This window comes from Natronoarchaeum mannanilyticum, assembly GCF_039522665.1.
GTDB classification, from domain to species: Archaea; Halobacteriota; Halobacteria; order Halobacteriales; family Natronoarchaeaceae; genus Natronoarchaeum; species Natronoarchaeum mannanilyticum.
The window spans coordinates 296710-308869 of sequence record NZ_BAAADV010000001.1; the positions used below are offsets into that span (position 1 = coordinate 296710).

The following is a 12160-nucleotide window of genomic DNA, read 5'->3' on the forward strand; positions in this document are numbered from 1 at the left end:
CGAAGGGGAGTGCGTGCCGGCCAATATGGGTTATCAATCGCCGCTCGCGGCGCCGGGATCGGGCCAGCCGTCCGACTGTTCGGTTCGCTCGCCGTCGACGTCGCCGACGCCGTTCTTTCCGGGCGGGACGACGACCAGCACGGTCGTCTCGGCGCTGAACGACACGCGCGTCGCCCGACCGAGCCGTTCCGGGGCGCTGTCGCCGTCGAGATCCATCGAGACGTTCCCGCCGTCGCGGACGTACGACGTCGTCCCGTCGACGGCGCCCCGTCCCACGGGCGTCCCCCGCCGGGCGTCGATCCGGAAGCTCGCGTACTCGCCGGCGACGTCGACCTGCCAGACGTTCGCGGTGGCGTACCAGTACCCCGGTACCGGCGTGACCGGAACTCCGGCCGGGGCGTCCGTGGCGTTCACCGCGATCCGCTCCCGGATCCATTTTTCGGCCCGCTCCGTGACATTTCGTTGCGCTCGCAGGATCGCGTCCTCGGTCATCGACTTGGCCGTGCGCTGGGTTTCTTCGACCGTGGAGCCGACGACGCCGCCGGGGAGCCGAACCGACTCGGATTCGGCGGTATCGGAGAGTTCGACCAGCAGCCGCGACCGGAGCTGGTCCCGGAATTTGTCGGTGTCCGGGGTGTCGTCGCGCTCCGCGGCTTCCCGCGCGATCGCTTCGGCCGCGGGACCCTCGACCAGCGCGAGGGCGCGATCGCCCGTCGATCCCCAGCGCCCGAGCGCCCGATCGACCACCACGACGCGCTCCCTGTGATCGAGCGCGGTCGCCTGCCGAAGCTCTTCGAGGGCCGTCCCGCGGAGCACCCGGTTCGAGCTGGCGACCGCCTCGCGAAGCGCTCGCCGCTCTTCGGCGAGCTCACCGCCCTCGATCGCCTCGGCCGCCATCCCGTCGACGTCCTCGGCCGCCGCGAGCGCTCGGGCCCCCTGTCGCAGTCCGACCGTCCCCGTCTCGCCGAACACGCGGTCGGTGACGCCGCCAGGGTTCGAGTCGTATGGCATCGCGAACACGTTGGTGTTCTCCGCGACGAGCGGGTGGTACGTCGTCCCCTCGGGGAGCTCGGCCACCTGCGACCGGTCGACCGACGCCAGCGTCAGGTACGGCGGCGCTCCGTCGACGCTCAGGCGAAGCGAGCCGGCCGGTGCCGCGGCGTCGGTCGAACGTGGCTCGGCCGGCTCGACCTCGTTCCGTAGATCGACCAGCTCCCCAAGCTGGTCGGCCGTCGCGGCGCCCGCGTCGTCGACCGTCTGCTCGAAGCCGTTGCTCGTCTCCTCGACGTGCGTCGCGGTCTCGTTCAGCGTCGCGGCGAGCCGTTCGAGATACGCGATCCGCGCGGCGACGCGAGCCTTGTCGGCGACGCTGTCGTAGCTTCGGCGCCGCTCGGCCTCGGCGTCGATCCGATCCCGGATCTTCGATTCCAGCTCTGCGGCCGGGTTCGCGTCGGTCGCGATGCGACCCCGGTCGACGCTGACGGTCACGTCGCGCGTCGACTCTCGAAGTTCGACGAGATCGCGGTAGAGCCACGCCGAGACGTCCTCCGGCGGCGACCGGTCGACGGTGATCGTCTCGTCGCCGAGGCCGTCCTCGACGGCCGCTTTCGCGACGGCGTCCGGCCCGCCCGCTTCCGTCACCAGTCGCCTGACGGCTTCCTCCGGAACGCCGTCGAGGTTCGGCCCGCCGGCCGGGCCGCCGGGCCGGTAGAGCCGATGAACGTTCCCGCTCGGCGCGAATGCGCTGTCGGCGGGGTCGCCGCCGACCGAGACGCCGACGCGGTAGCGCTCGGTCCAAGTCTCGGTCGTGGTCCGGAGCGACCCGTTCAGGTGGAGCCACGTGGCACTGGCCGTCACCGTTCGGTCGATCTCGCGAGCGTGCGCGGCGTACTCGTCCCAGCCCGAGGGAAGGTCCGGCGTCGGCCCGCCCGACTGTGAGACGGTCACCGACGCGACCTCCGCCGAGCTGTCGAGCTTCGTCCAGTACGGCCCCGTGCCGGGCGGGTCGACCCGTCCGCCGTCGTCGATCAGTTCCGTCTCGACGATCCGCTTCGCGTCGGTCTCGTACACCTCGTCGACGACGGCGTCGAGCGAGTCGCCGTTCCGGCCGGACGACAGCCGGTACAGCGCGGTGTCGGCCGACCGGTTGACGCCGACGGTCGTTTCCTCGCCGCGGTCGGCCGCCCGGTGCTCGGCGGCTGCCTCGGCGATCGGCCCCCCGCCGTCGACCGGCGCGGGGTGTTCGCCGAGCAGCCCGTCGACCCACCGCTCGCCGTCGTACCCCGCGCCGTCGAGCAGTTCCCGCGCGCCGAGTCGCGCCGTGGCCCGGCCCGCGGCCTCCCGGCCGGCAGGGTCGCTGACGCCGATCGTCGCGCGCTGGGTCTGGAGCAGCGCCGAGTTGGCGCTCAGCTCGACGTAGCGGTTCGCGACGACGTTCTCGATCGGCGCGCCGGCGTACTGGGCGTATCCCCGCGTCCAGGCGACGGCGTACAGGCGCGCGGCGATGCGCCGACCGAAGCCCGGCCCGTCCAGCGCGCCCTCGTCGAGTTGCCCCTGGAATCGCTCGGCGCGCTCGTGGAGCGACAGCGCCGGCGTCGCGACGGTGACGGTCACCGTCCGTTCCGATCGATCGATCCGTCGCCCGTTCGCGCTCGCGGTCAGCGTGACGTTCTCGAACGCGACGCGGACGACGCCGTCGCCCGGTTCGGAGACGCGAACGCGCTCGATCGCGTCCCGCATCGAGGCGGCGTCCTCGATCGGCGGCAGTTCGGCGGCGACGCTGACGTCGCCGACCGAGGCGTCGACGCCCCAGAGAGCGACGGCGGCCTGCCGGTACGCTCGTACCCTGAAGGCGTCGCGGTACGGCGCGTCCGCGGACAGCGCCCGCCCGAACGGCGTCCCGGATCGCTCGACGACCGGTTCGCGGGCGGCGTTCGCGCCGGCACGCGCGACGGCCTGCCGGAGCTCGGTGTGGACGACACTCTCGCCGCGGTCCAGCGCGGCATCGGCGTCCGTGTCGATCTGGGGCGGACCGCGCTGGGCCAGCGCGACGGTCCAGGTGACGCTGCCGACGAGCAGCAAGACGCCCAGCAGTGCGAAGGGAACGCGGCCGCGGTCGTCGTCGGCCAGCCGGATCTTCGGGCCGGCAGCGGTATCTCGCAGCCGCATCGTCACCACGTCCGGACGGTGATTTCGACCCGTCCGACCGAACTCGCCTCGGCGGCCCGCTCGGGATTGTCGTATCGGTCCCTGACGTCGGCGTCCAGCCGGTTCGTCAGGCGGTCGACCAGCTGCTCGTTGGCTCGATCGACGTCGCCGCGGGCGACCGCGCCGTCGAACGAGACGTCGAGCGCGCCGCCGGCGCGCCGGTAGCGGTGCTCGGCGATCGCGGGCGCCGGCGGTCGGCCGCTCAGCGCGGCCTGCGTCTCGGACGGCGGAAACCAGGTTTCGGCGACGCACTCGGCGAGCAGCCGCGCGAGTCCCCCGAACCCGTGCTGGCGAGCCCGGGTCTCGACGCGATCCTCGGGACACCGTTCTGCCACCGAGATCGAGGTCGTCGCGGCCTCGACGTCGACGTCTGGCGGCGGACGGCGGCCGACCGCCACGGTGCCGTCGATCGACGAGTCCGGGTACGGCGCCCAGCGCGCCACGACGCGAATCTGGTCGTCGATCGCGTCCAATCGCTCGGCCGTCGCGGCAGCGACCCGTTCCCGGAACTCGACGTGCGGAAACACCCGCTGACCGTCGACGCGCGTATCTGCGACCGCCGCGGCCGCCAGCAACTCGCCGAGCGTCCCGTGGGCGGATCGCCGGTAGGCCGCCGCCGAGGCGTCCGGGTACGCCGGCGCGCGCTCGCCCGTCGATTCTGGGCGAACGGAGTACTCGACCTGCGCCGTACTGGTCGTCAGGACGTCCGCGACCGCGGCGGCCTCGTTCTCCTCGGCGAGTGCCTGCTGGCTCGGCTGACCGGCGACGTGGACGCCGACGGCCGCGGTCACGAGCAGCAGGCAGGTCACGACGTCGAGCACCGTGCTGACGCCGCGATCGGAGGTCACGACCACAGGACCACCTCGAACTCGCCGGGCCGAAACTGCCCTTGCCCGACCCGCACGGTGACGACGCGAATAGCGGTCTGCGGGTCGTCGGCCGACGCTTCGCTCGGGGGCGCGGGACCGGCGCTCCAACGTTCCCCCTCGGCCCGCACAGTCAAATTCGCCTCGTATCCCCCGGGGATCGTCGCGAGCGCGTCGTCGAGTCGGGCGGGCTCGACGATTCCCGACCCGCTGGCGGCTTCGAGCGCGTCGGCGGTCGCCGGCCGGATCACGCTGCGTTCCTGTCCCGGTGTCCGTTCGTGCAGCGTCGTCGCGTACAGCGAGAGGCCGAGACAGACGACGGCGGCGGCGAGTAGCGCTGGGATCGGCAGGACGGCGCCGCGAGTTCCCCGCATCTACGCACCCACCAGCGTCGCGTCGGCGTCCTCCCAGCTCACCGTCCGAACGTCGAGCGCGCCGGGAGCCGACCGCCAGGCGCGCTCGCGCTCCGCGGCGCGCCCGATGGCGCGTGCGAACCCCTCGGTCGACTCGAACACGTGGTCCGGGCGCGCACCCTGTAGTACCTCCCAGAGCAGCGTTCCCTCCCTGACGGGCGTCACCGGGCCGTACGCGAGCGTCTCGAACGCCGTCTCGTCGTCGGTCCGGACGCCGATTCGATGCGGCTCGATCCAGACGGCGTCCGCCGAGATCGGGTACGTTCCGGTTCCCGCGTGGCGGCCGCCCGCGACGGCGTCGACCGCGTTCGCGGGCCCGGCGGCGTCCGGCGGCGGCGCGTCGGGGAGTTGCGTCACGATGCCCAGCAGCGCCGCTCCGAGCAGGGAGAGTCCGATCCAGACGTACCACGCGTCGGCCGGCGAGTCGAACATGGCCCGGTCTCGTCGCTCCTTTTCGTATAAATGTGGGCTACCACTCACAAATCGCGCCGTCTCGCCCTTCGTCCGTATTCAAGCGCAGGGCGCCGCGTCCGAACCGCTCGTCGTCGGTGGCTCGACGAAAAGAGCTGAGAACGGCGGGCGTTTAGAGATCCCGCTGGCGTCCCTTCGGCACCATCGAGCGCAGCGTGCCGTGGGTGAACAGGCCGACGCCGATCGGCTCGACGCCGCCGGCGATCTCGTGGGCGCCGATCAGGTAGCCCCAGTCGCCGTCCCAGTCCGGTTCGAGATCCTCGCCGGCGGCGAAGGCCCGCGCGTCCTCGGCGTCGAGCTCGATCACGTTTTTCGTCGCGTCGCGCCCGAACCGCTGGACGGCGTCGGTCGTCGGCTTCCAGTGCTCCTGGCGCGTGCGCAGCACCTTCATGCCGATCGCCTCGACCTCGATCGGCGAGACGACGTCGCCCGCGAGCGCCCAGATCTTTCCGGCGCCCTTCTCCCAGAACGTGTACTCGTCGAATACCGTGGGCTCGACGCCGAAGCGCGTCTCCCACCAGTCGAGTACCTCTTCGCGGGTGGCCCGCCCCTCGACCTCGCGCTCGGCCGCCGTGTCGGGCAGGCGAGCGAAGCGCCGGCCGACGTTCTGGCGCAGGTCGCCGCCGGACGCCGCCGCGTCGTCGGCGTCGCTCGCGGTCTCCTCGCCGCTCATGTGCCCACCTCCAGCGTCGCGCAGAAGAACCCGCCCGTGTCGTTGTGGTGCGGGTAGATCCGGGCGGCCTTCTCGACGCTCGGGTCGTAGGACTCGTCGTCCCACTCGGTAACGCCGGGCGCGTGGTCCATCGGCACGTCCTGCTCGACGACGCGACAGTCCTCGGTTTCGAGGACGTGATCGAGCACCGCCTCGTTCTCCTCGGGCGCGAACGTGCAGGTGGAGTAGACGATGGTGCCGCCCGGCTTCGTCGCCTGAATCGCTCGCGTCAGGATGCCCTTCTGGACGCCCGCGACGCTGGAGACGTGGTCCAGCGACCACTCGTCGAGCACGTCGGGATTCTTTCTGATGGTGCCCTCGCAGGTGCAGGGCGCGTCGACGAGCGCGCGGTCGAACGCCTCGACGCGCCGGTCGTCGGCGTCGTCGGCGGCGTCCGATGCGGAGCCAAAAGGTTTCAGCGAGAAATTCCGCGCGTCCTGATTGGTGACGGCGACGTTGGTGACGCCGAGGCGCTCGGCGTTGAACCGCAGCGCCGAGAGCCGCCCGAGGTTGTTGTCGTTGGCGACCAGCAGCCCGCGGTCGTCCATCAGCGCGGCGAGCTGGGTCGTCTTGCTGCCCGGCGCCGCGGCGGCGTCCCAGACGCGCTCGCCCGGCTGGGGATCCAGAACGACCGGCGGGAGCGCCGACACTTCCTCCTGGCCGTGGATCCAGCCGTGCATCGACGGCCAGGTCGTCCCGGGGCTGTCGGTGTCCAGCGTGAGCACGCGCTCGTTCCAGTCGGCGGGCTCGTAGCCCACATCGGCGTCGTCGAACGCGGTCCGCACCCGGTCGACGTCGGCCTTGATCGTGTTGACCCGCACCGCCGACGACAGCGGCCGCTCGCAGGCGTCGAGAAACGCCTCGAAATCGTCGATCAGCGGTCGGTACCGCTCCAGTGGTTCCATTGCGCCCGGCTTCGCGCGGCGGCCGCTTGGGGGTTTCGGAGCGCGGCGGTCAGTCTCTCCACAGGCTGCTCCGTCGGGTTCGACCGCCGCTCACTCCGGCGCGGGCCACACCCGGAGCGCGGCGACCAGCAGCGGGATCGTCGTCCAGCAGAACAGCGACAGTGCGCTCAGAAACGCCGGCGCGGGCCGCGCCGGCGGCGTCGAGACCGGCGCCACCGCGAGCGCGAGGACGAGCCCGCGGTAGGCACCGTTGGGGCTCAGCGCGGGGAGCGCCGCCCAGCCGAGCGGGACGCCGGTCGCGAGGCCGAACACGGCGACGGCGTCGACGCCGACGGTGGCCGCGACGACGACAGCGACGGCAAGCACCAGCCCCCGTCGAGCGTCGGCGACGAGAGCAGACAGCAGCGTCATCACGGCGAGGAGGGCCGCCGCGAACAGGCCGGTGAGGACGACGAACCGAAGGTACAGCACCGGCGAGTCGAGCCCCGAGGGCTGGGGCAGGAACGTCGGCGCCCGGCCGACGACGGGCACGGCCACCCCGACCGCCAGCAGCGGGGCGACCACGGTCGCGGTGATCGCGACCAGCCTGCCGAGGAACACGCCGACGACGTACTCCTCGCGGGTCGCGGGGTAGGTCCTGAGGACGTCGAGCTCGCCGCGCTCGCGGTCGCCGAGGATCGACCGGTAGCCCATCGCCGCCACGAGCACCGGCACGAGCAGCTCGATCGGCGTCAGGAGCGTGGCGACGAGCGGAACGTAGCCGCTGACGTCGCTCCCGAGGGCGATCGCGACGATGAGGGCCGCGAACCCGACCGCCAGCAGCGGATAGAGTCGGTTGCGCGCCAGCGTCCCGAGTTCGCGCTCGAACACCGCAGTCGTCCGGTCGGCGCGGGCGCCCACGTCGATCACCCCGCCCCCGTCTGGACGGCCGGATCCTCGCCGAGCGTCGAGACGAACGCCGCCAGCAGCGAGTCGGCGTTCGCGTTCGCGACGAATACGTCGGGCGGCTGCTCGATCAGCACCGAGCCGCTGTCGAGCAGCGCGACGCGGTCAGACTCCCCGGCGTGCAACAGATCGTGCGTCGTCAGGAACACGCCCGTTCCGTCGGCCGCGACGTCCTCTACGACCTCGAAGACGTGGCGAGTCATCCGCGGATCCAGCCCGCTGGTCGGTTCGTCGAGCACGATCATCGCGGGGTCGCCCAGCAGCGCCTGCGCGACGCCGAGCAGTTGTCGCATCCCGCCCGAGAGCGCCGCGACGCTCCTGTCGCTCGCCCCGGCGAGGCCGACCCGTTCCATAGCCGCTTCGACGTTCACCGGCGTCGACAGCAGCTCGGCGTAGAACTCCAGGGTCTCGGAGACGGTGAACTCCGGGCGAAACCGCGGCGACTGGGGGAGGTAGCCGACCGGGCGCTCGCCGTCGACGGCGAGGTCGCGCTCGCCGCTCTCGGGCGCCGCAAGCCCCGCGACGACGAGCGCCAGCGTCGTCTTGCCGGAACCGTTCGGTCCGATGACTGCGGTGACGGCCCCGGCCGGCACCGACAGCGAGACTTCGTCGAGCACCTGCAGGTCGCCGTACGAGAACTCGACGTCCCGAACGCGCGCGACGGCGTGCTCGACGGACTGCGAGCGGACGTTCCGGTCCATAGAACTGTCAGTTAGAACTGCAACCTCGGGAGAAATGAGGCTATCGCAGCACCCGGCGGTGTCGCGTTCGAGGGCAACCGCAGCATCCGCGACGGCGTCGCGCGGCAACCAGTCGGCGAGTCGACCGACAGACCGCTTTAGGCCCTCTCGACCGTACTCCAGCACATGGAGGCTCGGCACGTCGTCGCCGTCGCGCTGCTGGTCGCGCTGGCCGCCGCGGGGCCGTTCGTCTACGACGTCTCGCCGGACGACGGCGGACAGGTCGAGCCGGTGGCGTTCGACCGAACAGAGTCCGTCGGCGTACCGGACAGCGCCGTCAAGCGGGCCCAGCGAAGCGCGCTGGAGATCCCGAAGGCGGAGGTGTTCTACTCGGAGTACCGCTACCCGGTGGGGTACTACGGCGTCGAGTCGCTGGTGGCGAGCCTGCAAAGCGACAACCGGCGGAGCCTCGGCGAGCCGCTCGCGGTGTACGTCTCGGACTTCTCGGGGACGAACGCCACCCTCACCGCCGAGAGGAACCTGCGGATCGGCGAGGATCGGTCCGTCGGGTGGGTCTCGGCCGCAGACGCGTACTTCGTGGTCGACAGCGACGCCGCGATCCCGACGCGCGAGGATGCCGTCGTCCCCTTCTCGGAGCGGCGCGACGCCGCGGCGTTCGCCGGGCGCTACGGCGGCGAAGTCCGGCGCTGGACCGACGTTCGGACGAGGAAGACGGGAAGCCTCGGCCGCTCGCGCGCCGAGTGGCAGCGGACGGTCGCCGACCGACGCGAGCGAGTGAACGGAACCGTCGGCGAGCGACTGGCGCTGCTCGACCGCCCCGAGTCGGTCACCGTGGGGCGCGATGCCCCCACGCTCACGGCGGCCGTCGAGCGGGCGCCGCCGAACACGACCGTCGTCATACCGCCGGGGACGTACGAGGCGCCGTCGCTCACCGTCGAGAAGCCGCTGACGATCCGGGGTGCCGGGCGGAACGCCACGCGCGTCGTCGGTGACGGAACGGGGAGCGTGATCAACGTCACGGCGCCCGAGACCGCGATCGCGAACCTGTCGCTCGCCGGCGTCGGCGACCGGAGGAGCGGCCGAAACCTGACCGAGGACGTCGTTCGCGCGAACGCGAGCGACTGGAACGTCCACATGCGGAAGGTCCACGGCTACGGCGACGCCGCGGTCGTGTTCGACACGGCCGCCCGTTCGCTGGTCGCGGACGTGAAGATCAACACGACCTCGAGCGGGATCCTCAGCCGCGATAGTCCGAACGTCACCGTCACCGACCTGACGCTGTACGGCACCGAGCGCTGGGACGACGGGTTCCTGGGCGTCGCAGCGATCGGCGACCGGGTGATCGTCCAGGACTCGGAGTTCTACGGCGGGAAGGTCGGCGTGTTCGCGCTTGACGTCTCGGACCTGGTCGTTCGCGACGTCCGCGCCGAGGGGATGATGCTCGGCGTGTTCAATCTCTACGGGCGGGACCTGCTGATCGCCGACAACGAGATCGAGGACGTCGGGTTCGGCGTCTACGTCGAAGAGCGCTCGGAAGGGACCGCCGTTGTGAACAACACGCTGACGCGTAGCGACCGGGGTGCGATCGTCGCCGGGACCGGCAACTACCTCGGCGACAACGTGGTGGCGGGCAACGATCGCGGGATCGTCGTCCAGGGCCACTACACGCTGTACAGCCACAACGTCGTGGCGGCCAACCGTATCGGCTTGCGGACGATCGGCCTGCTGCCGACCAACCGTCTCACCGAGAACGACGTGGTCGACAACGCCCGGCCGGCGACCGTCTCGGAGTTCAACGTGCTCCAGACGTGGCGCGGGAACTACTGGTCGAGCGCGCCCGGCGTCCGGACGACCGACGAGGGCCACCTCCGGCGCGAGTACCGCCCCGCGGGACCGGTCGACGGGCGCGTCCACCGACAGCGGTACGTCGGGACGCTCGCGGCCTCGCCGGCGCTGCAGGCGAGTCGCGCGCTGGAGCGGCGGGTCGCCGGCCTGCAGTCCGCCGGGATCGCCGATCCGGCCCCGCTGGCCCGCCCGGTCCGCCCCGAGATCGTCGAGCGCGTTCGCGCCGAGTTCGACGAGGCGGGTCGACAGCCGGACGACGATCCGTGGACTTACGACTGGTCGTGAGCGCGGCCGGCGTCGTTCCCGGCGCCGCGCCCCGCCGCGGCGGGGCGCTTAAGCGGGCTGCAGTGCAACGTGATGGCATGGCACGAATCGAGCGCCGCGCGGACGTGGACCTGGAGGAGCCGACGCTGGTCGAGGGGCTGCCGGGACTCGGCCTGGTCGGGAAGCTCGCGACCGACCACCTCGTCGAGACGTTCGACATGACATACTACGCGAGCGTCCACTGCGACGGGCTGCCCGGCGTCGGCGTCTACCGGGAGGGCGACCGCATCGTCCGACCGGCGGTCCGGCTGTACGCCGACGCCGAGCGCGATTTCGTCGCGCTCCAGAGCGACGTTCCGGTGTCGGCATCTGCAGCGCCCGGCTTTGCGGACTGCGTCACCGACTGGATCGAGACCGAGGACGCGCTGCCGCTGTACCTCAGCGGCTATCCCGGCCAGACGGAGGACGACGAGACGCCCGTCTTCGGCGTCGCGACGACCGACGCTGCAGGCGGTCGACTGGACGACCTCGACGTCGCTCCTCCGAGCGAGAACGGCGCCGTCGCCGGGCCGACCGGCGCACTGCTCGAACGGGCCGCCGAGGCGGGCGTCGACGGCATCGGGCTGGTCGTCGAGAGCGACCCGCAGTTTCCGGACCCCGAAGCCGCCGCGGCGCTGATCGAGCAGGGGATCGGGCCGCTCGCGGACGTCAACGCTGACGTCTCGGAGCTGATCGATCGCGCCGAGGAGATCCGCGCGCAGAAAGAGGAACTCGCCCGCCGGATGCAGCAGGCCGCCACCGACGAGAGCTCGCAGGCCCAGCCGATCCGGATGTTCCAGTAGAACGACGGACCGATCGCTACGTCGATCGCCCCCGAGGGCGGTCGGCCGGACTACTCCTCGGACTCCCCGAGTTCTGTCATGGGGATCGTGACGACCGGAACCTCGGCGGTTCTGACGACTTTCTTGGTCGTGCTCCCGATGAGATAGCGGTCGATTCCCGAGCGCCCGTGGGTCCCCATGACGACGACGTCGTCGGGGTCGGCCGCCTCGGTGATGGTCTCGGCCGGCTTCCCCTGAACCATCTCGTCGGTCACCTCGACGCCCTCGCGCTCGGCGCGTTCGCGGACCGCCTCGATCCGCTCGGTTCCCTCGGTCTCCAGCGCCTCGACGGTGGCCTCGAAGTTCGAGGTGGCGAACGCGTCGGTCGACTGGACCGCCGACACGTCGACGACGTACAGCGCGTGCAGGGGTGCGTCGAACCGGCGTGCGATCTCGATCGCGTGCTTCGTGGCGACCTCCGCGTTCTCGCTTCCGTCGGTCGGATGCAATACGCGTTCGTACACGTTCGATCGTTCGTCGGGCGAACGGAAAGGTGTGGTCGCTCCGCGGCGGCGGCACCGGCGTCGGGCGTCCTGGTCGACCACCGCGTCGGGGGCCAAATCGAATACTGCGTCGGGCGTCCTACCCGGACACGGCGTCGACGGCCCAGCCGAGAACGCCGATCACGATGAGGAGGATCCCCAGCGCGGACGTGCTCGGTTCCGGAACGAGGAAGAGGACGACGCCGACCACGAGGAGCGTGCCGATGATCCCTTCGTCCAACCACCCGTCGTCGTCCGCGTCGTGGGCCTCCTCGGGGCGGTCCGCCTCCCCCTCGCTACCGGACCGATAGGGCCAGCCCAGCCCCCCGCCGCCGGTCCACGGGATCCACGTTTCCGAATCGGTATCGCCCTCCTCGGACGTCTCGGTCGTGTCGCCGCGGTAGGGATCGTCGTTCGCGCTCATACCGGAGATACGTTCGGTCGCCAGTTAGGGATTTGCACGGATCG

At 71.6% G+C, this 12160-nt stretch carries 12 protein-coding genes; 2 read left to right on the plus strand and 10 right to left on the minus strand.

Annotation, left to right across the window (positions count from 1 at the left end; translation table 11 throughout):
* Positions 1–33: 33 nt before the first annotated feature.
* The 8 genes from ABDZ81_RS01585 to ABDZ81_RS01620 all read right to left on the minus strand — a co-directional run bounded on the left by ABDZ81_RS01585 (position 34) and on the right by ABDZ81_RS01620 (position 8220).
* Complete coding sequence (locus ABDZ81_RS01585) at positions 34–3168, minus strand: DUF7286 family protein (RefSeq protein WP_343772065.1); 3135 nt, start codon at positions 3166–3168, stop codon at positions 34–36.
* Positions 3169–3170: 2 nt separating this feature from the next.
* The gene (locus tag ABDZ81_RS01590; protein ID WP_343772066.1) at positions 3171–4055 is read right to left on the minus strand and encodes a DUF7284 family protein; all 885 of its coding nucleotides are present in this window, start codon (positions 4053–4055) and stop codon (positions 3171–3173) included.
* Positions 4052–4447, minus strand: coding sequence for a DUF7285 family protein (locus tag ABDZ81_RS01595; protein ID WP_343772067.1), 396 nt, complete (start codon positions 4445–4447; stop codon positions 4052–4054). Before ABDZ81_RS01595 ends, ABDZ81_RS01590 begins: the two co-directional genes overlap by 4 nt.
* Positions 4448–4918 carry a DUF7283 family protein gene (locus ABDZ81_RS01600; protein ID WP_343772068.1) on the minus strand — a complete coding sequence of 157 codons (471 nt, stop codon included), beginning with the start codon at positions 4916–4918 and terminating at the stop codon, positions 4448–4450.
* A 151-nt stretch (positions 4919–5069) separates the two neighbouring features.
* Positions 5070–5630: a DUF7122 family protein gene (locus tag ABDZ81_RS01605; RefSeq protein ID WP_343772069.1), complete on the minus strand. Its 561-nt coding sequence runs from the start codon at positions 5628–5630 to the stop codon at positions 5070–5072.
* A complete protein-coding gene (locus ABDZ81_RS01610; protein WP_343772070.1) occupies positions 5627–6574 on the minus strand; it encodes an RsmB/NOP family class I SAM-dependent RNA methyltransferase in 948 nt (315 codons plus the stop codon). The genes ABDZ81_RS01605 and ABDZ81_RS01610 overlap by 4 nt, the downstream gene beginning before the upstream one ends.
* Before the next feature lie 90 nt (positions 6575–6664).
* Positions 6665–7483 (minus strand): ABC transporter permease, encoded by an 819-nt coding sequence (locus tag ABDZ81_RS01615; protein ID WP_343772071.1) that lies wholly within the window; start codon positions 7481–7483, stop codon positions 6665–6667.
* Complete coding sequence (locus tag ABDZ81_RS01620; RefSeq protein WP_343772072.1) at positions 7480–8220, minus strand: ABC transporter ATP-binding protein; 741 nt, start codon at positions 8218–8220, stop codon at positions 7480–7482. Before ABDZ81_RS01620 ends, ABDZ81_RS01615 begins: the two co-directional genes overlap by 4 nt.
* A 165-nt stretch (positions 8221–8385) precedes the next feature.
* Here ABDZ81_RS01620 and ABDZ81_RS01625 point away from each other — a divergent pair, with 165 nt between their 5' ends.
* Positions 8386–10350 carry a right-handed parallel beta-helix repeat-containing protein gene (locus ABDZ81_RS01625; protein WP_343772073.1) on the plus strand — a complete coding sequence of 655 codons (1965 nt, stop codon included), beginning with the start codon at positions 8386–8388 and terminating at the stop codon, positions 10348–10350.
* Positions 10351–10427: 77 nt separating this feature from the next.
* The gene (locus ABDZ81_RS01630; RefSeq protein WP_343772074.1) at positions 10428–11171 is read left to right on the plus strand and encodes a proteasome assembly chaperone family protein; all 744 of its coding nucleotides are present in this window, start codon (positions 10428–10430) and stop codon (positions 11169–11171) included.
* A gap of 50 nt (positions 11172–11221) precedes the next feature.
* Here ABDZ81_RS01630 and ABDZ81_RS01635 read toward each other — a convergent pair whose 3' ends face one another.
* Both ABDZ81_RS01635 and ABDZ81_RS01640 read right to left on the minus strand, forming a co-directional pair.
* Entirely contained in the window at positions 11222–11674 is a 453-nt protein-coding gene (locus ABDZ81_RS01635; protein ID WP_343772075.1) for a universal stress protein, read from the minus strand.
* Between the two features lie 118 nt (positions 11675–11792).
* Positions 11793–12116, minus strand: coding sequence for a hypothetical protein (locus tag ABDZ81_RS01640; protein ID WP_343773379.1), 324 nt, complete (start codon positions 12114–12116; stop codon positions 11793–11795).
* Positions 12117–12160: the final 44 nt, after the last annotated feature.

Excerpts from the sequence above, each read along its gene's own strand:
- ABDZ81_RS01585 (WP_343772065.1), bottom strand. The coding sequence starts at position 3,168 with ATGCGGCTGCGAGATACCGCTGCCGGCCCGAAGATCCGGCTGGCCGAC.
- ABDZ81_RS01595 (WP_343772067.1), bottom strand. The coding sequence starts at position 4,447 with ATGCGGGGAACTCGCGGCGCCGTCCTGCCGATCCCAGCGCTACTCGCC.
- ABDZ81_RS01600 (WP_343772068.1), bottom strand. The coding sequence starts at position 4,918 with ATGTTCGACTCGCCGGCCGACGCGTGGTACGTCTGGATCGGACTCTCC.
- ABDZ81_RS01605 (WP_343772069.1), bottom strand. The coding sequence starts at position 5,630 with ATGAGCGGCGAGGAGACCGCGAGCGACGCCGACGACGCGGCGGCGTCC.
- ABDZ81_RS01610 (WP_343772070.1), bottom strand. The coding sequence starts at position 6,574 with ATGGAACCACTGGAGCGGTACCGACCGCTGATCGACGATTTCGAGGCG.
- ABDZ81_RS01620 (WP_343772072.1), bottom strand. The coding sequence starts at position 8,220 with ATGGACCGGAACGTCCGCTCGCAGTCCGTCGAGCACGCCGTCGCGCGC.
- ABDZ81_RS01625 (WP_343772073.1), top strand. The coding sequence starts at position 8,386 with ATGGAGGCTCGGCACGTCGTCGCCGTCGCGCTGCTGGTCGCGCTGGCC.
- ABDZ81_RS01630 (WP_343772074.1), top strand. The coding sequence starts at position 10,428 with ATGGCACGAATCGAGCGCCGCGCGGACGTGGACCTGGAGGAGCCGACG.
- ABDZ81_RS01640 (WP_343773379.1), bottom strand. The coding sequence starts at position 12,116 with ATGAGCGCGAACGACGATCCCTACCGCGGCGACACGACCGAGACGTCC.